At 63.8% G+C, this 26,133-nt stretch carries 28 protein-coding genes; 12 read left to right on the plus strand and 16 right to left on the minus strand.

The window, feature by feature from the left end:
- Positions 1 to 4: 4 nt before the first annotated feature.
- The 6 genes from ACLGL5_RS21070 to ACLGL5_RS21095 form a co-directional block, all read right to left on the minus strand.
- Complete coding sequence (locus ACLGL5_RS21070) at positions 5 to 841, minus strand: GNAT family N-acetyltransferase (protein WP_069093391.1); 837 nt, start codon at positions 839 to 841, stop codon at positions 5 to 7.
- A gap of 5 nt (positions 842 to 846) precedes the next feature.
- Positions 847 to 1,599, minus strand: coding sequence for an aspartate/glutamate racemase family protein (locus ACLGL5_RS21075; RefSeq protein ID WP_069091950.1), 753 nt, complete (start codon positions 1,597 to 1,599; stop codon positions 847 to 849).
- Complete coding sequence (locus ACLGL5_RS21080) at positions 1,596 to 2,414, minus strand: ABC transporter permease (protein ID WP_010915623.1); 819 nt, start codon at positions 2,412 to 2,414, stop codon at positions 1,596 to 1,598. Before ACLGL5_RS21080 ends, ACLGL5_RS21075 begins: the two co-directional genes overlap by 4 nt.
- Before the next feature lies 1 nt (position 2,415).
- Positions 2,416 to 3,327, minus strand: a complete 912-nt coding sequence (locus ACLGL5_RS21085; RefSeq protein ID WP_069091951.1) for an ABC transporter permease — start codon at positions 3,325 to 3,327, stop codon at positions 2,416 to 2,418.
- A gap of 88 nt (positions 3,328 to 3,415) precedes the next feature.
- Complete coding sequence (locus tag ACLGL5_RS21090; RefSeq protein WP_038646310.1) at positions 3,416 to 4,714, minus strand: ABC transporter substrate-binding protein; 1,299 nt, start codon at positions 4,712 to 4,714, stop codon at positions 3,416 to 3,418.
- A gap of 37 nt (positions 4,715 to 4,751) precedes the next feature.
- Positions 4,752 to 5,837: an ABC transporter ATP-binding protein gene (locus tag ACLGL5_RS21095; protein WP_069091952.1), complete on the minus strand. Its 1,086-nt coding sequence runs from the start codon at positions 5,835 to 5,837 to the stop codon at positions 4,752 to 4,754.
- A 263-nt stretch (positions 5,838 to 6,100) separates the two neighbouring features.
- Here ACLGL5_RS21095 and ACLGL5_RS21100 point away from each other — a divergent pair, with 263 nt between their 5' ends.
- Positions 6,101 to 6,811, plus strand: a complete 711-nt coding sequence (locus ACLGL5_RS21100; protein WP_038646315.1) for a GntR family transcriptional regulator — start codon at positions 6,101 to 6,103, stop codon at positions 6,809 to 6,811.
- A 3-nt stretch (positions 6,812 to 6,814) separates the two neighbouring features.
- Here ACLGL5_RS21100 and ACLGL5_RS21105 read toward each other — a convergent pair whose 3' ends face one another.
- Positions 6,815 to 8,038 (minus strand): GNAT family N-acetyltransferase, encoded by a 1,224-nt coding sequence (locus tag ACLGL5_RS21105; RefSeq protein WP_069091953.1) that lies wholly within the window; start codon positions 8,036 to 8,038, stop codon positions 6,815 to 6,817.
- Positions 8,039 to 8,128: 90 nt separating this feature from the next.
- Here ACLGL5_RS21105 and ACLGL5_RS21110 point away from each other — a divergent pair, with 90 nt between their 5' ends.
- Positions 8,129 to 9,187 (plus strand): polysaccharide deacetylase family protein, encoded by a 1,059-nt coding sequence (locus ACLGL5_RS21110; RefSeq protein ID WP_064982568.1) that lies wholly within the window; start codon positions 8,129 to 8,131, stop codon positions 9,185 to 9,187.
- Positions 9,188 to 9,258: 71 nt separating this feature from the next.
- Here ACLGL5_RS21110 and ACLGL5_RS21115 read toward each other — a convergent pair whose 3' ends face one another.
- On the minus strand, positions 9,259 to 9,474 hold the full coding sequence (locus tag ACLGL5_RS21115) for a DUF2842 domain-containing protein (protein WP_019857652.1): 216 nt from the start codon (positions 9,472 to 9,474) through the stop codon (positions 9,259 to 9,261).
- A 152-nt stretch (positions 9,475 to 9,626) separates the two neighbouring features.
- On the opposite strand from ACLGL5_RS21115, the gene ACLGL5_RS21120 reads away from it, so the two are divergent.
- Positions 9,627 to 10,718 (plus strand): COX15/CtaA family protein, encoded by a 1,092-nt coding sequence (locus ACLGL5_RS21120; RefSeq protein WP_083246722.1) that lies wholly within the window; start codon positions 9,627 to 9,629, stop codon positions 10,716 to 10,718.
- Positions 10,719 to 10,746: 28 nt separating this feature from the next.
- Here ACLGL5_RS21120 and ACLGL5_RS21125 read toward each other — a convergent pair whose 3' ends face one another.
- From ACLGL5_RS21125 to speB, 3 genes are read right to left on the minus strand one after another with little or no spacing between them, the layout of a single operon-like run.
- Complete coding sequence (locus tag ACLGL5_RS21125; RefSeq protein WP_069091955.1) at positions 10,747 to 11,586, minus strand: aminoglycoside phosphotransferase family protein; 840 nt, start codon at positions 11,584 to 11,586, stop codon at positions 10,747 to 10,749.
- The gene (gene argC, locus ACLGL5_RS21130) at positions 11,586 to 12,512 is read right to left on the minus strand and encodes an N-acetyl-gamma-glutamyl-phosphate reductase (RefSeq protein WP_069091956.1); all 927 of its coding nucleotides are present in this window, start codon (positions 12,510 to 12,512) and stop codon (positions 11,586 to 11,588) included. Before argC ends, ACLGL5_RS21125 begins: the two co-directional genes overlap by 1 nt.
- Before the next feature lie 30 nt (positions 12,513 to 12,542).
- Positions 12,543 to 13,550, minus strand: a complete 1,008-nt coding sequence (gene speB, locus ACLGL5_RS21135) for an agmatinase (protein ID WP_010915634.1) — start codon at positions 13,548 to 13,550, stop codon at positions 12,543 to 12,545.
- Between the two features lie 123 nt (positions 13,551 to 13,673).
- On the opposite strand from speB, the gene ACLGL5_RS21140 reads away from it, so the two are divergent.
- The 3 genes from ACLGL5_RS21140 (at position 13,674) to ACLGL5_RS21150 (ending at position 17,508) form a co-directional block, all read left to right on the plus strand.
- Positions 13,674 to 14,882, plus strand: a complete 1,209-nt coding sequence (locus ACLGL5_RS21140) for an acyltransferase family protein (protein ID WP_069091957.1) — start codon at positions 13,674 to 13,676, stop codon at positions 14,880 to 14,882.
- Positions 14,883 to 14,979: 97 nt separating this feature from the next.
- Positions 14,980 to 16,038 carry a glycerophosphodiester phosphodiesterase family protein gene (locus ACLGL5_RS21145; protein ID WP_019857657.1) on the plus strand — a complete coding sequence of 353 codons (1,059 nt, stop codon included), beginning with the start codon at positions 14,980 to 14,982 and terminating at the stop codon, positions 16,036 to 16,038.
- An 87-nt stretch (positions 16,039 to 16,125) separates the two neighbouring features.
- A complete protein-coding gene (locus ACLGL5_RS21150; protein ID WP_069091958.1) occupies positions 16,126 to 17,508 on the plus strand; it encodes an MFS transporter in 1,383 nt (460 codons plus the stop codon).
- 62 nt (positions 17,509 to 17,570) lie between these two features.
- On the opposite strand, the gene rpsI is transcribed toward ACLGL5_RS21150, so the two are convergent.
- The 3 genes from rpsI to ACLGL5_RS21165 all read right to left on the minus strand — a co-directional run bounded on the left by rpsI (position 17,571) and on the right by ACLGL5_RS21165 (position 19,199).
- Positions 17,571 to 18,053 carry a 30S ribosomal protein S9 gene (rpsI, locus tag ACLGL5_RS21155; RefSeq protein WP_010915637.1) on the minus strand — a complete coding sequence of 161 codons (483 nt, stop codon included), beginning with the start codon at positions 18,051 to 18,053 and terminating at the stop codon, positions 17,571 to 17,573.
- 1 nt (position 18,054) lies between these two features.
- The gene (gene rplM, locus ACLGL5_RS21160) at positions 18,055 to 18,519 is read right to left on the minus strand and encodes a 50S ribosomal protein L13 (RefSeq protein ID WP_010915638.1); all 465 of its coding nucleotides are present in this window, start codon (positions 18,517 to 18,519) and stop codon (positions 18,055 to 18,057) included.
- A 215-nt stretch (positions 18,520 to 18,734) separates the two neighbouring features.
- The gene (locus ACLGL5_RS21165; RefSeq protein WP_019857659.1) at positions 18,735 to 19,199 is read right to left on the minus strand and encodes a PaaI family thioesterase; all 465 of its coding nucleotides are present in this window, start codon (positions 19,197 to 19,199) and stop codon (positions 18,735 to 18,737) included.
- Between the two features lie 155 nt (positions 19,200 to 19,354).
- Here ACLGL5_RS21165 and ACLGL5_RS21170 point away from each other — a divergent pair, with 155 nt between their 5' ends.
- From ACLGL5_RS21170 to ACLGL5_RS21195, 6 genes are all read left to right on the plus strand, one after another.
- Positions 19,355 to 20,176 (plus strand): enoyl-CoA hydratase, encoded by an 822-nt coding sequence (locus ACLGL5_RS21170; RefSeq protein WP_069091959.1) that lies wholly within the window; start codon positions 19,355 to 19,357, stop codon positions 20,174 to 20,176.
- 2 nt (positions 20,177 to 20,178) lie between these two features.
- Positions 20,179 to 20,601, plus strand: a complete 423-nt coding sequence (locus ACLGL5_RS21175; protein ID WP_027046749.1) for a VOC family protein — start codon at positions 20,179 to 20,181, stop codon at positions 20,599 to 20,601.
- Entirely contained in the window at positions 20,601 to 21,377 is a 777-nt protein-coding gene (locus tag ACLGL5_RS21180) for an AAA family ATPase (RefSeq protein WP_019857662.1), read from the plus strand. The genes ACLGL5_RS21175 and ACLGL5_RS21180 overlap by 1 nt, the downstream gene beginning before the upstream one ends.
- The gene (locus tag ACLGL5_RS21185; protein WP_019857663.1) at positions 21,374 to 21,895 is read left to right on the plus strand and encodes a CoA-binding protein; all 522 of its coding nucleotides are present in this window, start codon (positions 21,374 to 21,376) and stop codon (positions 21,893 to 21,895) included. Before ACLGL5_RS21180 ends, ACLGL5_RS21185 begins: the two co-directional genes overlap by 4 nt.
- A gap of 160 nt (positions 21,896 to 22,055) precedes the next feature.
- Positions 22,056 to 23,336: an O-acetylhomoserine aminocarboxypropyltransferase gene (locus ACLGL5_RS21190; RefSeq protein WP_019857664.1), complete on the plus strand. Its 1,281-nt coding sequence runs from the start codon at positions 22,056 to 22,058 to the stop codon at positions 23,334 to 23,336.
- Positions 23,337 to 23,342: 6 nt separating this feature from the next.
- Positions 23,343 to 23,687: a cupin domain-containing protein gene (locus ACLGL5_RS21195; RefSeq protein WP_027046750.1), complete on the plus strand. Its 345-nt coding sequence runs from the start codon at positions 23,343 to 23,345 to the stop codon at positions 23,685 to 23,687.
- On the opposite strand, the gene ACLGL5_RS21200 is transcribed toward ACLGL5_RS21195, so the two are convergent.
- Both ACLGL5_RS21200 and ACLGL5_RS21205 read right to left on the minus strand, forming a co-directional pair.
- Complete coding sequence (locus tag ACLGL5_RS21200; protein WP_244748206.1) at positions 23,688 to 24,758, minus strand: hypothetical protein; 1,071 nt, start codon at positions 24,756 to 24,758, stop codon at positions 23,688 to 23,690.
- A 25-nt stretch (positions 24,759 to 24,783) separates the two neighbouring features.
- The gene (locus tag ACLGL5_RS21205; protein WP_069091961.1) at positions 24,784 to 26,034 is read right to left on the minus strand and encodes a cytochrome P450; all 1,251 of its coding nucleotides are present in this window, start codon (positions 26,032 to 26,034) and stop codon (positions 24,784 to 24,786) included.
- Positions 26,035 to 26,133 lie beyond the last annotated feature (99 nt).

Raw genomic sequence — 26,133 nt, forward strand, 5'->3', positions numbered from 1 at the left:
CGGCCTATCCCAGCTCCAGAGTCGTCACGCCGAACACCCTCTTGGCATCGAGCTTCGGCGGCGAGCCCTTGTACATGCGGGTGGTGCTGAAGGTCGGTGAGAAACCGGCCGCCTCGAGCGCCGCGATGAAATCCACCTGGGTAGTCGGCACGTCGATGTTCAATTCGCCACCCTCGCATGCGCCCGCCAGCTCCCCGAGCAATTCAAGCGCGGTCTGCACGTTGTCGGCGAAAAGCGGGCCGATCTTGAAGCCGCTTCGGCAGGCTCGCGCCACCGCATAGCCGGCCGTTCCCCGCGACGTGATCGCCGCCACGGCATGATGTGGCGACAGCAGCCATCGCTGCAGGAATGAGCGCCGGGGCGCAGGAAAGCAAAGCGCATCGTAGGCTATGATGTCGGGCACCGGCTGCGCGGTCACGATACGAGGCCGCTCGGCGGCGGCGGGCAGGGAAGCAGGGCGCCCGCTGTAGCGGATGGTCTCGTAGACCGGCATGAACCCCTTGCTCCGGTAGTTGGCCTGCTGTTCCTGGACGCCATCGAGGCCGATGGCGCGCCCGACCAGCCTGTCCATGCCCGCGGTCCACACCGCCTTGCCGTAGCCCTTGCCGCGCATGTCCGGGCGGCAGATGTAGAGGCCGATGAAACCGAAATCCTGCCCATAGGCTACCGCCGAGATCGCGGCGACCATGTCGTCCCCGACAAAGGCACCGATGAAGCCTTCCTGGTCCGCGGCCTGAAACATCGCAGCATCTTCAAGGCCGGGATTCCAGCCCTCCGCAGCCGCCCAGTCGATGAGGCCGGACAATTCCCCCAGCGACAGCGTGCGGATGGTTCGATTCATGGTGCTCACTCCGCGGCGACTGCTCCGGGCGAGAACGATTTCAGCATGCCGCGATAGGGCTTGGCCAGCGGGCTGGCGTAGGCGCCGCGCTTCGATGTCGAAAGGCCGAGCGCGATGAGCGCTTCGGCCTGCTTGATCGCGGCGCCCACACCGTCGATGACAGGCAGTCCGAAATCCGCCTGCAACTGGTGCGCAAGGTCTGCCATGCCGGCGCAGCCAAGCACGATCGCCTCGGCACGATCCTCCTCCACGGCCCGGGCGATCTCGTCGCGCAGCTTGCCGATCGCGCCTGACGCCGGGTCCTCGAGCGCCAGCACCGGAATGTCGGCGGCCCGCACACGCGCCCGTCCAGTCATGCCGTAGCGCTGCACCAGCCCCTCTACCGGCACGCGGGAGCGTTCGGTGGTGGTCACGACGGTGAAGCGCTGGGCGATGAAGGAGGCTATGCTGAGTGCCGCCTCACAGATGCCGATGACGGGGATGTTTGCCATGGCCCGCGCGGCGTCGAGCCCGGTGTCGTCGAAGCAGGCGATGACCGCCGCCTGCACGCCACGGCGTTCGCCGGCGGCGATCTCCATCAAAAGGCCGGGCACGGCCAGCGCCTCGTCATAATAGCCTTCGATCGAGGCCGGCCCCGTGGACGAGGTGACAGCGATGATTTCGGTCCAGGCGCCGGCGACGCCGCGTGCGGCCGCCGCGATCGTCTCGGTCATGCTCGCCGTCGTGTTGGGGTTCACCACCAGGATCTGCACGGTCATGCTCTCGCCCGGCGGCGGCCGACATAGAGGATGGCGCCCAGCGTCGCCAGGATCACCAGGAAGGAGAACACCGTGGTCACCGTGCCCAGCGCGTAGAGCACCGGCGTCGTGACATTGGTGGTCATGCCGTAGATCTCGAGCGGCAGCGTGTTGAAGGTTCCCGATGTCATCAACGTGCGGGCGAACTCGTCATAGGAGAGCGTGAAGCCGAACAGGCCGACGCCGATCAGGCTCGGCGCGATCATCGGCAGCACGACATGGACGAAGGTCTGCCAGGAGGTGGCGCCGAGATCGCGCGCGGCCTCCTCATAGGCCGGCGAGAAGCGGTTGAAGACGGCGAACATGATGAGCACGCCGAACGGCAGGGTCCAGGTCAGATGCGCGCCGAAGGCCGACGTATACCAGGCGGGCCGCAAGCCGACTTGCTGGAAGACCACGCCGATGCCCAGCGAGATGATGATGGAGGGCACGACGAGACTGGCGACGGCCAGATAGAACAGGGCGGTGGCGCCGCGAAACTTCCGGCGGAAGGCAAGGCCTGCCAGCAGCGACACGATGACGGTGACGACCATCACCATCAGGCCGAGCACCAGCGAGCGCTTGAAGCTGCCGCCGAAATCGCCGACCGACTGGCGCTCGAACAGATTGGCGAACCAGTGCAGCGACACACCGTTGAGCGGGAAGGTGAGGCCACCGGTCTCGCCTTGGAACGACAGGATCAGGATCGCCGACAGCGGACCGTAGAGGAACAGCACGAACAGCGCGAAGAAGGCCGCCAGCACGTAGAATTCGAGGGTGCGTTTTTCGTGGCTCACGTCAAAGCTCCCGGCGGATATCGACGATGCGCAGAATGCCGGCGACCATCAAGAGCACCAGCACCAAAAGCACCACGGCGTTGGCGGCGGCGGCCGGATATTGCAGCAGCGACATCTGGTTCTTCATCATCAGCGCCACGGAAGCGCTCTGGCCGCCCGACATCACTTGCACGGTGGAGAAATCCGCCATCACCAGCGTGACGACGAAGATGGTGCCGATCGCCATGCCGGGCTTGGCCAGTGGAATGATGACGTTCCAAAGCACCTGCCAGCCGGAGGCGCCGGCATCGCGCGCGGCCTCGACCAGCGAGCGGTCGATGCGCATCAACGTGTTGAAGATCGGCGTCACCATGAACAGCGTGTAGAGATGCACCATGGCCAGCACGACCGCGAATTCGGAATAGAGCAGCCATTCGATGGGCTTTGGCACCAGACCCATATGCACCAGCGTCGAGTTGATCAGCCCGTTGCGGCCGAGCACCGGGATCCACGAGATCATGCGGATGATGTTGGAGGTCAGGAACGGCACGGTGCAGACCAGGAACAGCACCATCTGCATGGCCGTGGTGCGGATGTGGAAGGCGAGGAAATAGGCGACCCAGAAGCCGATGAACAAGGTCAGCGCCCAGACGATGGCCGCGAATTTGATGGTATTGAGATAGGTCTTCCAGGTGACCCAGGAGCCCAGCACGTCGGAATAGTTGGTTGTCAGGAAATCCGGATACATGGCTGCGAAGTCGTAATCCCAGAAGGACACGACGACGATCATGATGATGGGCAAAAGCAGGAACGCGCCGAGGATCAGCGCGAGCGGAGCCGACTGCAGATAGGGCGTGACGGCACCGAGCGAAAAGCGGCGGCGACGCCTGATAGGACTGGCGGCTATGGTGGGGCGTTCGAGGGCGACTGTCATCTAGGCTCTCGGTGCGGGTTTGCTGTCCGGGCGGAGCTGCCTTCCCCTTCTCCAGGGGGAGAAGGGGAAGAGGAGAGGCGCTTGTTCCTTACGCCGCGATGAACTCGTTCCAGCGCTTCACCATGTAGCGGTCCTCGTCCATCACCGAGTTCCAGCAGGCGACCTTGCCCATGCGCTCCTCGAAAGAGCCGCCATCGCGAACGGCGCCGGCCTTCTCCATGACGGTGCCGTCCGGTGCCTTGATCTCGCCCTTGGCCGGCTTGCCCTCGATCCAGTAGCCCCACTCGTCCTCGGTCATGAACTTCTTGGCCGAGACCATGTTGGCGGAGTAGTAGCCCTGGCGGTTGAGGTAGCCGCCAACCCAGCCCGATGTGTACCAGTTGATGTATTCGTAGGCAGCGTCGAGCTCCGCGCCCTTGAGGTGGGCGGCAAGGCCGAGACCGCCGCCCCATGAGCGGTAGCCTTCCTTGAGCGGCTGGAAGCGGCAAGGGATGCCCTTGGAGCGCACGGCGGCCACCGCCGGCGACCACATGGACTGGATGACCACTTCGCCCGATGCCATCAGATTGACGCTCTCGTCGAAGGACTTCCAGAAGGCGCGGAACTGGCCGCCCTGCTTGGCCTTGATCAGGAAGTCGATCGTCTTGTCGATCTCGTCCTTGGTCATGTTGCCCTTGTCGGCATATTTAATGTTGCCCATGGCTTCCATGATCATGGCTGCGTCCATGATGCCGATGGAGGGGATGTTGAGGATGGCGGTCTTGCCCTTGAAGGCCGGGTCCATGATGTCGGCCCAGGTAGTGATATCGCGGCCGACGAGGTCGGGGCGGATGCCCAGCGTGTCGGCGTTGTAGATGGTGGGCACCATGGTGAACCAGTTGGTCGGCGCCTTGGCGAAGGTCTTGGAGTCCTGCGCCTCGACGTAGCCCACCGTGTGTGGCGCCGTGCCCTGGGCGATCACGCTGTCGGGAGTGAGTTTGCCGGTTTTGAACAGCGGCACCAGCTCGTCGTAATATTTCAGCTTGCTGACATCCATCGGCTGCAGCACGCCGGTGGGGAACACCTTCTTGCAGATCCAGTATTCGATATCGGCGATGTCGTAGCTGTCGGGCTGGGTCACAGCGCGCTGGGCGGCGGCGTCGGAATCGGTTGCCGTCATCTCCAGCGTGATGCCGAGGTCAGCCTTACACTTGTCGGCAATGGCGTTGAGGTTCGACACGCCGGTGCCAAACTGGCGCAGCGTGATGTTGGACTGCGCCCAGATGGTCGGGAAGCCCGTGATGACGCCCGAGCCGGCGGCGAAGCCGACCGCGGCCGCACCCGTCTTGAGCAGCGAGCGGCGCGAGATGCCAGTCTTGTTTTGCTTGGGTTGCATTGTGTCTGTCATGTCTATTCCCCTGTCTTGTTTTGCTTGGTTGATCTCATCAATGAAGGCGGCCGAGGACGATTGCATCCCCGGCATCCCAGGCGAGCGGTACGGCGTCGCCAATGGCGACGGGTTTGGCGAAGAAGTCGGAATCGTCGATGATGACGGTGAAGTCGTCGATGCCGGCGCCAGTGACGGAGAGCTTCACCGTGGCGCCGCGATATTCGATGTTGGCGACGATGCCGGTGAAGCCGAGCCCGGGCGCGGGTGCCTCGCCGATGCGCACATGGTCGGTACGGATGGCGATGTCGATCGGCGCGCCCACTTCCTGTGCTGCGCCGCTGGTGGCGAGCGAACCGCCGCCGTTGACGTCGAAGACGACCATGCCGTCTCGGCCGCCGGTGACCCGGCCGGAGATGACGTTGTGATCGCCCATGAAGCGCGCGACGAAGGCCGTGGCCGGCCGCTCGAACACGTCGCGAGGCGGCGCTGCCTGTTCGATGCGGCCGTCATTCATCACCACGATCAGGTCGGCAAGCGCCATCGCCTCCTCCTGGCTGTGGGTGACGTGGACGAAGGTGATACCGAGCGACGTCTGCAATTTCTTCAGCTCGGCGCGCATGCGGATCTTCAAGAACGGATCGAGCGCCGAAAGCGGCTCGTCGAGCAGCAGCGCTTCGGGATCGGTGATCAGAGCGCGGGCGAGCGCGACGCGCTGCTGCTGACCGCCGGAGAGCTGCGCCGGGCGGCGCGTCGCATAGGCCTCCATCTGCATCAGCTTCAGCATGTCGAGCGCCTTGGCGCGGCGCTTTTCCTTGTCGACGCCTTTCATCTTCAGGCTGAAGGCGACATTGTCGATGAGGTCGAGATGCGGGAACAGCGCATAGGATTGGAACATCATCGCCGTGCCGCGTTTGGCCGGCGGCAGGTCGGTGACGACGGTGTTGCCGAGCCGGACGTCACCCGATGAAATGCTTTCGTGGCCGGCGATCATGCGCAGCGTCGAGGTCTTGCCGCAGCCGGAGGGACCGAGCAGGCAGCAATAGGTGCCCGCCGGTATCTTCAGGCTGATATCCTCGACGGCGGTCGTCGTTCCATAGACTTTCGAAACGGACACGATGTCGATCTCGGCGGCTTTGGACATTCAGGCTTCCCCGTTTGGTCGCATTAACCAATGCATCATGCGTGCCAATATCGGGGTGACTGGCCAAACATTTGAATTGTCTAGAAAATCAGGCCTGTCGGCCGTTGCCTATCTGGCGGGCGGCTTTGTGCATTGCACAAATTATGGGCGATTGTGCGCGATATGCACAAAAATCGTATGCAATCTTTTTCGGCTTTGTGTTCACTTTGCCTCTCGTGCGCAGACGGCGAGTCGCGTTAAAAGGGTGCGGGAACATCATCGCCATGAATATTGCCGATCACATCTATTCCACCGATAGCGCCAACCAGGATCGCGCGCAGGCGATCCGCGACAATCTGCGCGACGCCATCGTCGACCGCCGGCTGGCGCCGGGCACCAAGCTGTCGGAGGGCGAGGTCGGCACGCTGTTCGATGTGTCGCGCACCGTGGCGCGCGCGGCCCTGCAGATGTTGTCCTTCGAAGGCCTGGTGCGCACGGAGCGCAACCGCGGCGCGTTCGTCGCCAACCCCTCGCCCGAGGAGGCGCGCCAGGTGTTCGCCTCGCGCCGGCTGATCGAGCCCGGCATTGCCATTGCCGCCTGCGGGCGCGTCACATCAGCCGACATCGCCGCCTTCAGGGCTCAACTCGACGAGGAGGGCCGCTTCATCGCCGAGCGCGGTCCGACCGCGCGGCGTTCCGAGATCAAGGCGTCCGGCGATTTTCATCTGCTGCTTGCTTCGGTCGCCGGCAACGCCATCCTGCAGCGCTTCATGGAGGAACTGGTCGCGCGCTCCTCGCTTGTCATCGCGCTTTACGGGCGGTCTGGCGTGTCAGCCTGCGGGCACAGCGAGCATACCGAAATTGTCGGCGCGCTGGAGAGCAGCGATTGCGAACGGGCCAGCCAGCTGATGCTGCGCCACATCGACCATATCGAGGCCGATCTCGATCTGCGCGTCAGGGCGGGGCCGGCGCTTCGCGAGGCTCTCAATTTCTGACGGCTAGTTTTCGTCCGTGGCAGCTGCTGCCTGTCCGGCTGCCTTGCGGCGCAGCATCTTGGTCAGCTTCCAGATCGTCGGGCTGTTCTTGACGAAGGCCTTCAGCCGCGCGCCCTGGCGAAGCGTCTGCGCCAGCGCACGGCCCTTCAGCGTCAGCGGGACCAGCACCTCGAAATGCCGGGTTTCGATATCGCACCATTGCCGCTTGTAGGGCTCGTCGCCGACGGAAAAATCGTAGACGGCGAAACCCGTCTCGCAGGCTTCCTGGATGTTGTCGAAGAACAGGAAATCGCCGGGACTGCTGGATGCGAGATCATCCTCGGCGATCGCTCCGAACTCGCAGATCAGGCGTTTCCCGGAGCGGCTCGACCCGGTGACGGCGCGTAGCTTGCCGGCGACTTCCAAGCCATGCAGCACGAAAGAGGGCGTGTCCTCGGCCAGGGCCTGCGTGAACAGCGCCCTGAAGAAGGCGCGTGTCTGGTCGCCGCCGAAGACATTGGCAATGCCCATCTTGCGAAAGCGGAGCTCCTTCATCTCGAAGAAGGCGTCGAGCAATCTCTCCACCTCGTCCGGGCTGCGCGCCTCGATGCGCCGATGGCTGCCGACGGCGTCGAATTTGCGCATCTGCGACCGATGTTTCTTGCGTTTGCGCTTGCCGCTGGCGCGCAGCAGCAGCGCATCGAAGCCCCCGCCAAGGTCGACGGCCAGCGAAAGATTGGGGCTGGAGAAATGATCGAGCGATGCGAGCGGATTGGCGATGCCGTCGAGATCGGGCAGCAATCGTTCCAGCGCGATGAGATCGATGTCGGGCCTAGCCTTGGCAATGGCCCCAAACACTGAGCCGACGACCGCGCTCTCCGCCCTGGCCAGCCATTGCGGGTCAGCGGCCGCGAAATTGCCATTGGCATGGCGGCCGCCCATGAAACGGGCGACCCGGAACGGGCCCTGGCTGACAACCTCCAGCGCCAGTGCGATGACCGGCTTGCCTCCGAGAGTGAGCGTCGCCACCAACAGATCGGGCTCGAGCTGCGCGGCCCAGTTCAGGATCCATGTTGCGCCCTGGGCCGGCGCATAAAGCGCCGACCGGCAGAATTCCGCATAGGCCGCCAGCCCGTCCGCACCCACGACGGAGACCGATGGCCCGGCGGCATCCTTCGGCAGGGCGCGTGGCGAAGCCTCGGTCGCCGCAAGCCGATTGCCGTCAAATGACGCCATTGCGTCAACCATACCTCAATCCTTAAGGCGTATTGATCCCGATTTGGGGGGCGCGCAGGCGTATTCCGTGCTTGGATCAGCCTAGGCGCAAAAGGTGAATGAATGATCGACGGTGGGGAGGCAATCCGGAAACTGGCGCTCAACGTCGCTCGCTATACCGGCCTCGCACCACTGGCCAGGCCATTTGTCGGCGGCATCGGTGCCATCCTGATGCTGCACCGCGTGACTGCGACACCGGAAAAGCCTGACAGCGTTAACCGGCACCTTAACATCGCCCCCAGTTTCCTTGACGCCGTGATCGCCGACATGAAAGCGGACGGCTATGTTTTCGTCTCGATGGACGAGGCCGTGCAGCGCATCAAGGCAGGCGGCAAGGGCGGCCGGTTCGCCACCATCACCGCAGACGATGCCTATCGTGACAACATGACCGAGGCCCTGCCGGTGCTGGAGAAGCACCGCGCGCCGATCACCATCTATGTGGCGCCGGGGCTGATCGACGGCACCGCCGATCTTTGGTGGGATGTGGCCGAGGATATCGTCAACGCGTCGGACCGCCTGACTCTGTCGACCTCGAATGGTCCGGCGGTGATCGATTGCGCGACCCCGGCCAGGAAAAGCCAGGCCATAACCCGGCTGCACGCCTACCTGGCCACCGAGGTTCGTGAGGAAGATCTGCGCACCGTGCTGCGCGATCTCGCCAGTTCAAACGGCGTCGACGCGGACGCCTCGCGCCTGCGGACGCTGATGAACTGGGATGAGATCCGCACCGTCGCCGCGCATCCGCTGGTTACGATCGGCGCCCATACGATCAACCACAGCAACCTGAAGCGGCTTTCCGAGGCCGATGCACGGCGCGAGATCGACGCCGTGAAGGGCATGTTGCGAGCAGAGCTTGGCAGCGAACCACTCCATTTCGCCTATCCCTATGGCTATGCAAGCGCCGTCGGCTGCCGCGAAGTCGGCTTTGCCCGCGACGCCGGCTATGTCTCCGCCGTGACGACCCGCCATGGCGTGCTGCGCGCCGGACATGCCGGCTTCCTGCATGCCTTGCCGCGCATTTCGATCAATGGCCGCTACCAGAACCTTGCCCATATCCGCACCATGCTGTCGGGCGTGACGACGCCGCTCGCCAATGCTGGCAAGATGGTCGTCACCATCTGACCGGGTTTGCCGTCAATCCGCCTTGCGCGCTGATCCAGCAGCGTATGAGCTGCGAGCCAAGGCAGCCCGTTTCAGCCTTTCGAGCGCGGCTCCAGCATCAGCCACTTGATGATGCCCATCGCCGGCAGCACCCAGAGCAGGCCGCTGAGCAGGAAGAACAGGAATTGCACCAACGCGCTGGACTCCGACAGCCGGGCGACGGCGAAGATCGATGCGACCAGCGCATAGATGATGACCAGTGCCACCAGCAGGAACATTCCGATCAGCTTTTTCAGGCGAATGGGCATGGCTTGGCCTCGTTGATCGCTACCGCTTAGGCCGAACGCAGGACACGCGCAACCCGCGACATCGGGCGCGACGGCGTGCCGCGCTGCATGGTCTTGCCAGCACGGATGCTATGGTTCACCAATCCGCGACATTCAACCGGACTGGACAGATCATGGCTGCCATATCAGCCGCCCACCCATACGTCGCCCGCGACCGCGACCTGCACAACCGCGCGCTTGTGCGCGGCTGGCTTTATGTCGTGCTTCTGGTGCTGTTTGCACTGGTGCTGGTCGGCGGCGCCACGCGGCTTACGGAGTCCGGCCTGTCGATCACCGAATGGCAGCCGATCCATGGCGTCATCCCGCCGCTCAACGACGCCGAGTGGCAGGAGGAATTCCAGCGCTACCAGCAGATCCCGCAATACACCGAGCTCAACAAGGGCATGAGCATCGAGGCGTTCAAGTCGATCTTCTGGTGGGAATGGGCGCACCGTCTGCTGGCGCGCAGCGTCGGCCTGGTCTTCGCCTTGCCGCTGCTGTTCTTCTGGGTGAGCCGCCGCATCGAGCGCGGCCTTGGGCCGAAACTCGTCGGTATTCTTCTCCTCGGCGGCCTGCAGGGCGCCATCGGCTGGTGGATGGTGGCCTCAGGCCTGGTCGACCGTGTGTCCGTGAGTCAGTACCGGCTGGCGACGCATCTGACGCTGGCGGCGCTGATCTTCACCGCCACCATGGTCGTCGCGCGTGGGTTGGCGCCGCATTCGGAGCCCGCCGCCGATCGCTCGACGCAGCGCCTGGCCGGCTTCATCGTGTTCCTGGCGCTGATCCAGATCTATCTCGGCGGCCTGGTCGCCGGGCTCGACGCCGGCCTGAGCTACAACACCTGGCCGCTGATGGACGGCAAGATCATCCCCGGCGATCTGCTGATCCTCGAGCCGGCATGGCGCAACTTCTTCGAAAGCCCGAAGACGGTGCAGTTCATCCATCGGCTCGGCGCCTATACGGTCTTCGCCGTCGCGCTCTGGCACATGATCGCCACGCGTCGTCGACTGCCCGGCTCAACCCATGCCCGCCGCGCGACGCTGTTGTTTGTGCTGGTGCTGGTGCAGGCCTCGATCGGCATCGGCACACTGCTGATGCAGGTGCCGCTGCATATGGCGCTGACGCATCAAGGTTTCGCACTGATCGTGCTGGGTTTCGCTGCCGCGCACTGGCGCGGCACCAAGGGCGCCTATCCCTTGCCGCAGGAGATCGTGCTCAGGAGTTGATCCCGAGCCGCTTGGCCCGCCCCTCAGGTCAGAAATTCGCCCGCACCGCCCGGATCGCCTTGGCGATCGACAGTTCGCGGTTCTCATCGACCGCGTTGTCGTCCTCGTGGTGCCAGGCCGCGGACAGGCAGCCATAGGCGATGGCATGGTCCAGTATCGCCGGCGGCGACTGCCCCAGCGTCTTGGCAAAGACTTCGGCCATGTGTGCGATCCGCTGGGGATCGAGGCAAAGCGCGTCGCGGTCGAGCGGGTTGTAGAACATGTTGGCGGCGTCGAAGCCGGGATCGCCGAGCACGCCCTTCGGATCGATCACCAGCCAGCCGCGCGATCCCTGCAGGATGTTGTCGTGGTGCAGGTCGCCATGCAAGGGCCTGATATCGTGCGGATTATCCAGCAGCCGTCCGGCGATCGACGCTGCCTCGACATAGATGCTGGCATGACCCGCGTCTCGGTCGGTTGCGGCTTTCCTGAACAGGCTGGCGTACCGCTCCCTGAGCGGCTGCAGCTCGGGCGGAAAGGGGTGATGCGACGGCGAAAACAGTTTCGCCATCACCTCAGCCGCGATTGCGGTTGCGGCATTGTCGCCCTGTTCATCGAGAACCTGGGTAAGCAAGGTGTCGCCGCCATATTCCAGCAGCATGCTGTGGCCGTCGCGGCCAAGCAGGCGCACCGCGCCTTCACCGCGCCGCCAGGCGAGGAAATACTCGCCACGCAGTTCGTCGGCGACATCGTCGAAAGGCTTGAGCGCCTTGACGACAGCCGGCGAGCCGTCGCCGCGAACAACCTTCCAGATGCGGCTCGAAAAGGTCTCGGCAATGAGTTCGGGCGCGCTGACTTTCCAGCGCGCCGGGAAAACTGGTGCGTCCATCAAAGCCCGAGCATCAGGTCCATGTTCTGGACGGCTGCGCCCGAGGCACCCTTGCCGAGATTGTCGTAGACCGCCAGCAGCAGCGCCTGCGCGCGTTTGTCGTTGGCGAAGACATAGACCTTCATGCGGTTGGTGCCGTTGTAGATCTCGGGATCGATCTCCGGCATGCGCTCCAGGTGCGCATAGGGCGCCACCTCGACCACGCCGCCCTTGATGGCGGCGAAATGGTCGGCAATGGCTGCATGAAGCTCCGCGCCTGTCGGCACATGCTCGAGGCCGCCGAGCTGCAGCGGCACCACTGTGATCATGCCTTGGGCGAAATTGCCGACCGCCGGCTGCATGATCGGGTCATGTGACAGTTTTGCATAGGCCCGCAGTTCCGGCACATGCTTGTGCTGCAGGGTGAGGCCATAGGGCAGGAACTCCGAGGCGTCCTCGCCCTTGGCGACGTAGTCCTCGATCATCGGGCGTCCGCCGCCCGAATAGCCCGAAATGCCGTTGACGGTGATGGGGAAACCCGCCGGCAGCAGGCCTGTCGTGACCAGTGGCCTCAGCGTGGCGATCGGTCCCTGCGGCCAGCAGCCGGGATTGGCGACGCGCTTGGCCGTGGCGATCGTCTTGGCCTGGTCCTTGTCCATCTCGGCGAAGCCATAGGCCCAGCCTTCGGCGACGCGATGCGCGGTCGATGCATCGATGACCTTGGTGGTGTCGTTGGCGATCAGCGAGACGCTCTCCTTCGCCGCATCGTCCGGCAGGCACAGGATCGCGATATCAGCCGCATTGAGGAATTCGGCGCGCGCCGCCGTCTCCTTGCGGCGCTCGGTGGGGATGGAAATGATCTCCAGGTCGCCACGCTCGGCAAGCAGCGCCCGGATCTGCAGGCCGGTGGTGCCGTGCTCGCCGTCGATGAAGATTTTCGGTTTCATGACCTGATCAAATTCCCTGATATTCCGAGACTATATACCGTTGCCGTGATTCACCGCGGCACCGTTGTGATTGCCGTTGTTCATCTCTTCCTGCCGTGCCTTTCGTTCAGCCAGCAGGCCGAGATACTGCATGGCCACCATCGAGCCGGCGATCGCCGTTATATCGGCGTGATCATAGGCCGGCGCAACCTCCACGACATCGGCGCCGACAATATCGACCTGGTTGAGCTGGCGCAGCGTCGACAGGATCTTCGCCGAGGACGGGCCGCCGGCCACCGGCGTGCCGGTTCCGGGCGCATAGGCCGGGTCGAGGCAGTCGATGTCGAAGGTCAGGTAGGTCTTCTTGCCGCCGGTGCGGTCGACGATGGCGTAGGCGATGTCGGAGGCACGCATCTCCTCGATTTCGTGGCCGTAGAGGATCTTGATGCCGAACGTATCAGGGGCGTGGGTGCGGATGCCGATCTGGATCGAACGGTCCGGATCGATGATGCCTTCCTTGACCGCACGGCCGACAAAGGATCCGTGGTCGATGCGCTTGCCGTCATCCTCCCAGGTATCCTGATGCGCGTCGAACTGCACCAAAGCGAGCGGTCCGTGGATGGCGGCATGTGCCTTGAGCAGCGGCCAGGTGACGAAATGGTCGCCGCCCAGCGTCAAAAGGAAGGCGCCTGATTTCAGGATCTTCGCCGCTTCGCGCTCGATCGTGCCGGGGGTTTTCTGGTGGTTGCCGGAGTCGAGCAGGCAGTCGCCATAGTCGACCACCGCGAGATGTTCGAACAGATCGCGCGAGAATGGATACTGAGGGTCATTGTCGAGGATCGCCGAGGCGCGGCGAATCGCCTGCGGCCCGAAACGGGCGCCGGGCCGGTTCGTGACGGCGGCGTCGAAGGGAATGCCCCACACCACCGCATCCGCGCCCTTCACGTCCTTGGTGTATTTGCGCCGCATGAACGACAGCGCGCCGGAATAGGTCGGCTCAAGGGCGCCGCCCGTTTTGGAGCGGGCGGTGAAGGCATGGTCGATGTTCTTGGTCGCCATTACTGGTCCTCGTTTTCATCGGGGTGCAACAACTACAGAACCGGCATGGAAGATGCCAGTCACAGCTTGGGGAGACGAAACGGCGCCGCCCGGGTGCCACGGCAAGACAGGATTTGTACCATCATGACGCAGGCCGCGTTTCTTAATCCGTCCGATGCCGTGGTGTCGACCCATGCCGGCACGATAGCCGGCGAGCGCTTCCAGGTTCTCGATTCGTGGCGCGGCATCTGCGCGCTGCTTGTGGCGCTGTTTCATTTCCCGACCGCTTCCGCGATCTCGCAGAGCGCCTTCATCGGTTCGTCCTATCTTTTCGTCGATTTCTTCTTCGTCCTTTCCGGCTTCGTCATCGCCAGCAGCTATGCCGATCGGCTGAGTCAGCCGGTAGAGGTCGCCCGCTTCGCGCTGGTGCGGTTCGGCCGCATCTATCCGCTGCATGTCATCATGCTCGCGGCCTTTGCGGGCTTCGAACTGCTGCGGCTGATGCTGCCGCAATTGCATGGCACCGGCGCTGCCCCCTTCACCGGCGGTTTCGATTTGAAGAGCCTGCTTGCCAATCTGCTCCTGCTGCAAGGGATGGGCTTCGAGGATCATCTGACCTGGAATGCGCCAAGCTGGAGCATTTCGGCGGAGTTCTTCGCCTATCTCCTGTTTGCCGGCGTGGTCTTCATCGCCGGCGCGCGTGCCTGGATATGGCTTTTCGCCGCCGCCGTCACCGCGCCGCTGTTCCTGCTTGGTTTCTCCACGCATCATATGGACGTATCCTACGATTTCGGCTTCATCCGCTGCCTCTACGGCTTCTCGCTCGGCGCCCTGCTGGCTTGGTTTCAGCATGATTCCATTGCAGGGGCACGACAGCTCCTCGCCAGAAGCGGCCCGCGGCTGAGCTGGACCCTTGCCGAAATCGTCATGGTGGCGGCCATCGTGTTTTTCGTGTCGCTGGCGGGCAGCAATGATTTCGGCATCGCGGCACCCCTGGTGTTCGCGCTGGCGCTGTTTCTCTTCGCCCATGAAGGCGGCTGGATTTCCGCCTTGCTACGGGCGCCGGTCATGCTGACGCTCGGCGCGCTGTCCTACTCGATTTACATGGTCCACATCTTCGTGCAGGCGCGCCTGATCAACGTTGCCGGGCTCGTCAAGCACAAGCTTGGCCTCGGCCTCGTCGGCGACATCGTGCTGCGCGGCTCGCCGGCGACGGGCTTCGGCACCGGCTGGGCCGGAACGGTTGCAATCGTCATCATGCTCGTCGCCACCATCGCCGCATCGTGGATCACCTGGCGTTTCATTGAAATGCCGGCGATGGCCTGGTTCCGCCGGCTCTCGAAGCGCATTTGACGCCAGATATCGCGACCATCCGCTAGCCGGCTTCGTTCACCCAGATGTCATGGGCATCGCCTATCCCGGCTTCGATCCGGCAAGGAGCGATTCTCGAATGCGGACGATCTGGCTGAGCCTTCTGCTTTGCACGACCCTTGCGGCCGTCTCCGGTCAGGCCTTTGCGGACGAAAGCCGCGCCAGGCAGATCCTCGACCGCTTCGAGCATGCCAACCAGTGGCGCGACCATGTCATGGTGGCCGCCCATCGCGCAGGCAGTATGCAGGCCGACAAGACGCTTTATGCGGAAAATTCGCTCGCCGCCGTCGAAGGCTCGATCGCCATGGGCGCCGAGATCGTCGAGGTCGACATCAGGCGCTCGAAGGACGGCGCGTTCGTCGTCATGCATGACAGCTGGCTCGACCGCACCACGACCTGCAACGGCGAGGTGGCAAAATACACGCTGGCCGAACTGAAGACCTGCCGCTTGGTGATCGAGGGCACCCGCGCCGTCACCGACGAGAGGGTTTCGACGCTGCGCGAGATGCTGCTGGCGACCAGGGACCGGATCCTGATCAATCTCGACAACAAGCTCGAAGTCGGCGACCTGCCGGGCATGATCGCGGTGGCGCGCGATCTCGGCATGGCCGACCAGGTCATCGTCAAGGAGAACCTCTGGAACCAGACCAGGATTGCCACGGTGAAGGCCGCCATGGCCGCGATCGGCGGCGGCGTCCAGTTCATGCCGATCATCGCCGATGACGCGGTGCATGATGCCGGTTTCGCCGAAACGGTCGACCACGCCTTCTCGCCGCGCGCGATCGAGCTGATCAACTGGCGGGCTGGCGCCGAGACGCTGACCGAAACCGGCGGACCGTTGTTCAGCACGCGCATGCGCGCGGCCGCGGTGCGGGGCAACTGGCACATCTGGGCCGACACTTATGCCATCGTCAACAAGCCCGGCGGGTTTCTCGCAGGCGGCCGTGGCGACGAATTGGCGGTCCAGGCCAGCCTGCCGCGCGAAGCCTGGGGTTTCTGGGCCGATCGCGGCGCCACCATCATCCAGACCGACGAACCGAAGGCGGCCATCGATTGGCTGGCGGCGAACGGTTACCGCGTGCCCTATGCCGGGACGGGCGAACGCATCGAACCCGCCGCGACCGCCAGCATCAATTGATTTGCCGGGATCGGCATCCCTGACTGGTTGTCGCAGGCTGGCCTCTCCTGACGGAACGGTGTCAGCGAGAAGCCGTTATGCCAAGGCATGACCGACACCATCTTTTCCAAGCCCCGCGCCACATATGCCGCCACTGTCGCCGCGACCAGTCTCGGGTTCGTGGTGGTGCAGCTCGATGTCTCCATCGTCAATCTCGCCCTCAACAGGATCGGCGCTGCACTTTCGATGGGCATAGGCGGCCTGCAATGGGTGGTCGATGCCTACACGCTTGCCTTCGCCTCGTTGCTGCTCGCCGGCGGTGCGCTCGGCGACAGGATCGGCGCCCGCCGGGTGTTCGTCGGCGGCATGGCGCTGTTCAGCATCGCCTCGCTGGTCTGTGGCCTGGCAGGGAGCCCTTGGGTGCTGATCGCGGCGCGCGCCGTGCAAGGCGCGGGTGCGGCATTGCTGATGCCGTGTTCGCTGGCGCTGCTCAACCGTGCCTACGCTTCGGACAAGGCGCGCCGCGCGCGGGCCGTCGGCCTGTGGACGGCGGCAGGCGGTGTTGCGCTTTCGGCCGGGCCGGTGCTCGGCGGCTTCATGGTCGGGTCGCTCGGCTGGGCAAGCATCTTCCTGGTCAACCTGCCCATCGGCGCTCTTGCCATCTGGATGGCCTACCGGTTTCTACGCGAAACGCCGCTGAAGGCTGAAAAGCCGCCGATCGACTGGGCCGGGCAGGGGCTTGTCGTGCTGACGCTGTTTTCGCTGACCGGCGCCTTCATCGAAACCGGCTCGTCCGGTTGGGCTTCATTGCCGGTTATCAGCGGACTGGCCGTGGCTGCAGTGGCCGGAAGCCTGTTCCTGCTGGTCGAGAGCCGGACCAAGGCGCCGATGTTTCCACTGAAGCTATTTGCCAGCCGCGTGCCGGCGGCGACCAGCCTCGTTGGACTGGCGGTCAATCTGACGCTCTACGGCACGATTTTCATGCTCAGCCTCTATTTCCAGCAGGAAAGGCATTTTTCGCCTGAAATGACCGGGCTCGCCTTCCTGCCGTTCATGGCGGCGGTCACCGTGTCGAACATTGCCGCCGGACGCATCGCCGCGACGTATGGCCCTCGGTCGCCGATGGCGATCGGCCTGCTTATCGGCGCGGCCGGTTTCGGCCTGATGGCGCTGATCCAGGCCGACACCTCTTATCTGTCGCTGCTGTGGCGGCTGCTGTTTCTGCCGGTCGGCATCGGTCTTGCGGTGCCCGCCATGACCACGGCGTTGCTGTCGTCCGTGCCGACGGCAATCTCGGGAACAGCCTCGGGCGTGCTCAACACGGTGCGCCAGTCGGGTGGGGCGATCGGCGTCGCGCTGTTCGGCTCCGCTTTGGCGCTGGGCACGATCCAGGGCATGCAGCTTGCTTTCCTCGCCTCCGCGCTCGCCGTGGCGTTCTCGGCGCTCTGCGCCTTCCTGTTCATCCGCGACGCGGATCATTCCGCAGGATAGGGATTCGCAATGCAAAAAGGCCGCCCGGAGGCGGCCTTTCGATTGTCGAAACTGCGGAGCCCTTAGCGCTTCGAGAACTGGAAGGAGCGGCGGGCCTTCGCCTTGCCGTACTTCTTGCGCTCGACGACACGGCTGTCGCGGGTCAGGAAGCCGCCCTTCTTGAGCACGGCGCGCAGCGCCGGCTCGTAGTAGGTCAGCGCCTTGGAGATGCCGTGACGCACCGCGCCGGCCTGGCCGGAGAGGCCGCCGCCGACGACGGTGGCGACGATGTCATACTGGCCCGAACGGTTGGAGGCGATGATCGGCTGGTTGAGGATCATCTGCAGGACCGGACGCGCGAAATAGGTCGCGAATTCCTTGTCGTTGACGACGATCTTGCCGGAACCCGGCTTCACCCAGACGCGCGCAATGGCGTTCTTGCGCTTGCCGGTGGCATAGGCGCGGCCCGACTTGTCGAGCTTCTGGACGTGGACGGGTGCCGCGGCCTGCGTATTGGTGTTGCCGGTGGCGGCGCCCAGTTCTGCGAGCGAGGAAAGCTCAGCCATCTTATGCGACCTTCTTGTTCTTGGAATTCAGCTTGGCCACGTCGAGGACTTCTGGCTGCTGGGCGACATGCGGATGCTCGGCGCCTGCATAGACGCGCAGGTTCTTCATCTGGCGACGGCCGAGCGGACCACGCGGGACCATGCGCTCAACGGCCTTCTCGACGACGCGCTCGGGGAAGCGACCCTCGAGCAGCTGGCGCGCGGTGCGCTCCTTGATGCCGCCGGGGTGGCCGGTATGCCAGTAATAGACCTTGTCGGTGAACTTCTTGCCGGTGAACACCACCTTGTCGGCATTGATGACGATGACATTGTCGCCGTCGTCGACATGCGGGGTGAAGGTCGGCTTGTGCTTGCCGCGAAGATGATTGGCGATGACAGTGGCGAGACGGCCGACGACGAGACCCTCGGCGTCGATCAGGATCCACTTCTTCACCACATCCGCAGGCTTCTGCGAAAAGGTTGTCATGTTTTCTGCTCTCGGTTTTGACCTTCAAAGAGAAGGCGTTTCTTGTTGCTTGGATTGGCGATGAGACGCTTGCCCGCCGCCAATAACAAAACGGCGGCCTTTGCGGGCCGCTGCTTCGTGAGGGCTTATAGGCGACGGGGAATTGCGCGTCAAGCCGATCAAAAAGCCATTTAGCGAAGAAACGGCAGTAAAAACAATAGCTTAGTAAAAAGGTATTATTTTACCACATCACCGGTGCGCTTCGGTGGGATCGAATAGGTGCCGGTGGCGTGCGCGATCGTGTGCGCTTCCGGGCCGGCGACGATGTCGATGTCGAACACCATCAGGCTCTTTCCCAGCTTCAGGATGCGGCAATGGCCATCGATCGGCCCGGCCTCGGCCTTGCGCACGAAGTTGATGTCGAGGTTAACCGTCACGGACAGCGCATCCGGCCCGGCATGGGAAAGCACGCAGACATAGCCGCCAATGTCGGCCAGCGTGAACAGCGATGGACCGGACACCGTGCCGCCCGGACGCAAATGCCGCTCGCCGGCATTGAGCCGCACGGTGCAGCCGCCTGGGAAAACGTCGATGGCCTCATAATATTTGAACTGCTCGTTGAGCTGGGGATAGACGGTTTCCATCAGCACATTGACTTGTGCTGCGGTCAGCATCGGCTTGAGGTTGGTCTGGGCGGGCATGTCGGTCTCTCGCTTTTACGCCAAGCCTGTATGAACGCGGCAGGGCGTTGCTGGCAACATCTTCGGCCTTCTGGCGCAAGCGATGGGTGTTGGATGAAAGCCGATCCGATATTAGATAGTCCGTAAGCCCGACCGGAATCGCGGAGACCTTAGCCATGGCCGAAATACTTGCCATCAAGCCTGTTGCTGCCGAGGGGCCGGTCACGACCAGGCTGGACAAGGGCCTGCTGCGGCTCACCCTCGCCAATCCCCCGGCCAATGCTCTGTCGCTAGCGGTAATGGCGGCGCTGACGGCGGAGCTCGACCGCGCCAGGGCTGACAAGGCGGTTCGTGTCATCATCCTGTCGGCGGCCGGGAAAGTGTTCTGTGCCGGCCATGATCTCAAGGAAATGACCGCGCGCCGCGCCGACGCCGATCGCGGCAAGGCTTTCTTCGAAGAGACATTCGCCGCTTGCGCCCAGCTGATGCAGGCGATCGTGCGCCATCCCGTGCCGGTCATCGCAGAAGTCGACGGCCTCGCGACGGCCGCCGGCCTGCAGCTTGTCGCCAGCTGCGACCTGGCGATCGCCTCGCATGAGGCGACCTTCTGCACGCCGGGCGTCAATATCGGCCTGTTCTGCTCGACGCCGATGGTGGCGCTGTCGCGCAACGTCTCGCGCAAGCAGGCGATGGAGATGCTGCTGACCGGCGAGACGATCGACGCGGCAACCGCCAAGGAGTTCGGCCTGGTCAACCGCGTCGTGCCGCGCGAATACCTGAATCAGATCGTCACCAAATACGCGCAAACCATTGCTTCCAAATCATCTTTGGTGGTCAAGACCGGCAAGGAGGCCTTTTACGCGCAAGCCGAAATGGGCCTGGCGGACGCCTATGCCTATACCGGCCGCGTCATGGTGGAGAACATGTTGGCGCGGGACGCCGAGGAAGGCATCGGCGCCTTCATCGGCAAGCGCAAGCCGGAATGGACGGACGAGTAGCCGTGGAGCCGCGCATCTCCATCGTCACCATCGCCACGGACGATCTCGATCGCGCCGTGCGCTTCTACGAAGCCATGGGTCTGCAACGGCATGCCGCGATAACGGACGGCGTCGCCTTCTTCCAGATGGGCGGGGTCATTCTCGGGCTGTTCCCGCGCGCCAGTGCCGAGGCGGATTCCGGCATTACATTCGCCGGAGCGCCGTCCGCCGTCTATCTCGCCTACAACACCCGCTCCGACGCCGAGGTCGACGAGGTGCTCGCCATGGCCGAGAAAGCCGGCGGCCGTATCGTCAAGCCGGCCGGCCGCGCCTTCTGGGGTGGCTGGTACGGCTATTTCGCCGATGCGGACGGGCACGTCTGGGAAGTGGCGCACAATCCGGCCTTTCCGATCGCGCAAGACGGCACGATTTCGTTGCCCGGGTGATGGCTTACCGCAAACAGCTGACGCGGCTCAAGGCACCATACCTCAAGCGCGTCCTGCTTGACCCAGCGCGGGTCGCGGACTGGGAAAAATATCCCTGGAACCTGCCGCTGTTTCGCGGCCGTGACTTCGAACTCGAATTCACCACGCCGATCACCATCATCGTCGGTGAGAACGGCACCGGCAAATCGACGCTGCTGGAAGCGATTGGTGCTTTGGCCGGCTATGACGAGGCCGGCGGCGGCAAGGGTTACCGCCCGGTCGACCACTCTCGTGCCATCGACAAGAGCGGTGCCGCACTGGCCGACAATTTTCGTTGCCACTGGCTGCCGAAGGTTACCGCGGGTTGGTTCTTCCGCGCCGAATCCTTCTATTCCGTTGCCCGTTACCTCGACGAGGCAGCTAGGGAATCGGGCGGGACGCCGCCGGATTTCCTGTCCTGGTCGCATGGCGAGGGTTTCATCCGCTTCTTCGAGGAGCGCTGCCGCAGGCAAGGCATCTACATCCTCGACGAGCCCGAGAGCGCGCTTTCGCCGTCGCGCCAGATCGAGCTGCTGAAGATGCTGCGGCGCATGGACCAGTCCGGCACCGCGCAGGTGATCATGGCGACGCACTCGCCATTGTTGATGGCCTGTCCCGGCGCGCGGCTGTTCCGCATCAGCCGCTTCGGGCTCGAGCCCGCCGACTTTCGTGATACGGACCACTTCCGCATGTTGCGCGATTTCAGCAACGACCCGGATGGTTTTCTCGCCGAGGCGTTGTATGAGGACGAGGCATGAATCACGATAGCTACGACAACACCTACATCGCCGGCATCCTCAATTCGGTGAAGACCATCGCCATGGTCGGCGCGTCGGCCAATGACGTCAGGCCGAGCTATTTCGTGCTGAAATACCTGCTGGCCAAGGGCTTTTCGGTGTTTCCGGTCAATCCGGGCCAGGCCGGCAAGGATATCCTCGGCCGGATGACCTATGCCAGTCTGGCCGATATTCCGGAGCCGATCGATATGGTCGACATCTTCCGCGCCGCGACCGCGGTGCCGGGCATCGTCGACGAGGTATTGCGGCTCGATCCCTTGCCGAAAGTCATCTGGATGCAGCTCGGTGTGCGCCATGACGAGGCCGCCGCTCGCGCCGAGGCCGCCGGCATCAAGGTGGTGATGAACCGCTGCCCCAAGATCGAATACGGCAAGCTCTCCGGCGAGATCGGCTGGACCGGTGTCAATTCCGGGGTGCTGTCGTCCAAGAAGCCGCTGATGCGCCAGGGCTTCCAGAGTTTCGGCGTGCGCCAGAAATAGGCCGCGAGCGAGAAGCGCAAAATTATTCCGGCTAGCGCCGTATTTTCCTGCAGCTTGGTCGAAGGTCCCACGCCGAAGGGTATTTTCTTCTTTGCATTCCATGCCCGGCTTCGCCAAGAATGCTCGGCGATTTTCAGAAGGTTCTCGAGGGAGGTTTTAAGTGACCCGTACGCCCGGTTTCAACACGCTCGCCGTCCATGCCGGCGCCAAGCCCGATCCGGCCACCGGCGCGCGCGCCACGCCGATCTACCAGACGACCTCCTTCGTCTTCGATGATGCCGACCACGCCGCGTCCCTGTTCGGCCTGAAGGCGTTTGGCAACATCTACACCCGTATCATGAACCCGACGCAGGCCGTGCTCGAGGAGCGCGTCGCCGCACTCGAAGGCGGCACGGCTGCCCTCGCGGTCGCATCCGGCCACGCCGCGCAGGTCATCGTCTTCCACAATCTGATGCAGCCGGGCGACAATTTCGTCGCCGCGACAAGGCTCTATGGCGGCTCGATCAACCAGTTCGGTCATGCCTTCAAGAATTATGGCTGGGAAGTGCGCTGGGCCGACACCAACGACATCTCGACCTTCGAGAGCCAGATCGACGACAGGACCAAGGCGATCTTCATCGAGAGCCTGGCCAATCCGGGCGGCACTTTCGTCGACATTGAGAAGATCGGCGACATCGCCCGCAAGCATGGCTTGCCGCTGATCGTCGACAACACGCTGGCCTCGCCCTATCTGATCCGTCCGATCGAGCACGGCGCCGATATCGTCGTGCATTCGCTGACCAAGTTCATCGGCGGCCATGGCAATTCGATCGGCGGCGTCATTGTCGATGGTGGCACCTTCGACTGGTCGAAGTCGGGCAAGTACCCGATGCTGTCGGAACCGCGCCCCGAATATGGCGGCCTCGTCCTGCACGAAACCTTCGGCAATTTCGCTTTCGCCATCGCTGCGCGCGTGCTTGGCCTGCGCGATCTCGGCCCGGCGATCTCGCCCTTCAACGCCTTCCTCATCCTGACTGGCCTGGAAACCTTGCCGCTGCGCATGCAGCGTCACTGCGACAACGCCGTCACGGTCGCCGGCTGGCTGTCCAACCACCCCAAGGTCGCCTGGGTGAACTACCCCGGCCTGCCCAGCGACAAGAACAACGCGCTGCAGAAGAAATACTCACCGCTGGGCGCCGGCGCCGTCTTCACCTTCGGCCTCAAGGGCGGCTACGAGGCCGGCGTCAAATTCGTCGAGGCGCTGGAACTGTTCTCGCATCTGGCCAATGTCGGCGACACCAAGTCGCTGGTCATCCATCCAGCGTCAACCACGCACCGCCAGCTCTCCGACGAGCAGAAGGTCAAGGCCGGCGCCGGCCCGGACACCGTGCGGCTTTCGATCGGCATCGAGGACGTCACCGATATTGTCGCCGACCTCGAACAGGCACTCGCCAAGGTTTGATTGCTGATGGCCGCTTTTCTTTCCGTCGACACCAAGAGCGTCGAACCCGAATCCGGCGCGCCCGCGCCGGATCGCCTGATCTCGGGCGATCCAAAATTCCGCACCTGGAACGTCGAGGAGCGGGACGGCGGCCTCTATGCCGGCATCTGGGAATCGACTCCCGGCAAATGGCGCATCGTTTATGACGAGTGGGAATTCTGCCACATCCTGTCCGGCGTTTCGGTGATCGCGCAAGACGGTGGGCAAGCGCGCACGGTCAAGTCGGGTGACAGTTTCGTGCTGAGGCCGGGCTTCAAGGGCAGCTGGGAAGTGCTTGAAACCACCCGCAAGGAGTATGTGATCAAGCTGTGATCACTTCGCCGGAAACTGGCTTAGGCAGGCTTCCGACGCCTTGTCATGCGCGGTCAGCAGATCGGCGTCCTGGGCTTCGATATCGGCGTCCGTGATCTCGTCTCGATAATATTGCGCCAGGAGGTCGAGCCCCTGCTGGCTGACGCCATAGGTCGGGATTTCGCGGGCGACGCAGCCGCATAGTGCGAGCGCGCGATCGGGCGAGCCAATCTTGTGGTTGGTCATGATGAAATCCTGCGCCGGGCAGGCGTCGAGAAAGGCGCCGAAATTCAGCTTCTGCTGCGGCTGGTCGCCATGGTCGAAATAGGCCGGCGGCCATTGGCTTTTGCCGCTCGCGACCTCGCAGCCCGTGGCGACGTCCTGGGCGCTTTTCGATAGAGCGAGCCAGGCATCCTCCTTGTCGCCTATCGGATAGTCGAAATCTTCGCCCATGAGTGAGGCCGCATAGGCGTCAAGGTCGGCCTGCGTGAAGCCGACCTTCTGGAATCGGTTGAACTGGCATTGGCAAGCGGCGCTCACCTGCTCCGTTTCACCCTGCGACGGCTGTTCGCTCAACTTGTTTTTCTGGCAGGCCGCCACGAAAGCGGTGCCATCAAGCGTCGAAGCGGGAAGGGTGGAAGCGTCGACATAGCGCTTTCCGCCCCAGCCGATAGTCATCGTGTCGGATTGGATGTCGAAAAAGCCGTTCCGTTTGAAGGGGCTGAGCGCGATCTTGTCCTGCGGCACCAGCCGCGCGCCGGGAATGTCGCCGAGAACCTCCTGATAGCTGTCGCCTTCCAGGACGAACAGGAAGTTGCCGCAATTGACGCCGTCGCAGCCCGGCGCATAGCGGTAGGCGAAGATCTCAGGCAAGCCGTCAAGATTGAGATCGACCTCGATGGCGAAGGATGCCAGCGGCAGGCCCTTCGATCCGGTCTGCCGCTCCAGGAGGCCTATCGCCATCTTCTGCGCGATGGCCATGCTGTTCTCCCACGGGATGTTCTCCGGCTGTTGCTGGGCACGCGCCGTGCCCAGGCTGGCGCATAGAAACGCCAATGCGAACGCCGTCGCCGGTCTCCAGAACAGTCTCATCGCGCAGCCCCAGGCCCGCGATCGTTCAGAAGTCGACGGCGAGCATTTCCAGCCCATGGAAGTGGTAAGTGTCGCGGAAGCGGGGCTGTTCGGCAAGATGCAGCCGCGGATGCCGCTCGAACAAAGTCTTCAGCGACACCTGCAATTCGAGCCGCGCCAGCGGCGCGCCGATGCAGAAATGGATGCCGGCGCCGAAGGACACGTTCTTCTGGTCGCTCCGGTCCGGCCGGAAGGCCTGCGGTTCGGCAAAGGCGCGCGGATCATGATTGGCCATGCCGAGCAAAAGCCCGATGGTCTGGCCCGGCTGCACGACGATGCCGGGCGCAATCTCGATTTCCTGGTAGGCGTAGCGCGTGAACATGTGCAGCGGCGCGTCGAAGCGCAGGCATTCTTCGACGGTTGCGGCTGTCGCTTCCGCCGAGGTGAAGAAGCGGCTGGGATCGCCGCCTTGCGCCAGGATCGAGCGCACGGCGTTGCCGGCCTGATGCACGGTCGCTTCATGGCCGGCATTGAGCAGCAGTATGGCCGAGGACACCATTTCGTCCTCCGACAGCCTCTGGCCGTCCTCCTGTGCCGAGATCAGCAGCGACAGCAGATCGTCGCTGGGGTTCTTGCGTCGCTCGACAATGTAGCCGCGCAGGAAACCGGTGAATTCGCCTGCGGCGCGATTGGCCGTCTCCTCGGTCTCGCGCGTGCGGCCATGAACGTACATGGCGACCATTTGATGCGACCAGTCGAGCAGTTGCGGCCCCATCTCGACCGGCACGCCGAGCATTTCGGCGATGATGGTGATCGGCAGGGGGGAGGCGAAGGCGGGAAGCAGGTCGACCGGCCCGGCCGGGTCAAAGCGGTCGATCAGCTCGTTGGCGAGCGCCTCGACACGCGGCCGCAGCCGCTCGACCTGGCGCGAGACGAAGGCCCGGTTGACCAGTGTTCTCAGCCGCGTGTGCACTGGCGGTTCCAATTCGAGCATGGAGTTGGCTTCAATGCCGTCGAACGCCTTGAGATGGCTTCGGTCCTGGCCAACACCACGGCTGTCGGGAATGCCGGCCGGGTTCTGGCGGCCGAAGCGGCGGTCGCGCAGCAGCCGGTTGACATCGTCGAAGCCGCCCAAGCACCAGAAGCCGAATTCCTCCCAGAAGAAGGCGTTCGAGACGCCGTGCAGGAAGGCGTAAGCCTCGTACGGGTTCAGGAAGAAAGCCGGCTCGTGCGGGTCGAGCCGCAACTGGCCAGTGGCTGGATCAAAGGCAAGATAGGGGAGCGTCGAATTGGTCATGCCAGACCCATAGCGCGGCTTGCCAGCCTCATTCCAGACCGTATGTTGGCGCCCGCACTCCAATGAATTGAGCCAGCCAATGCGGCTGCGGAAGGCGTG

Source organism: Mesorhizobium sp. U510 (assembly GCF_059180695.1).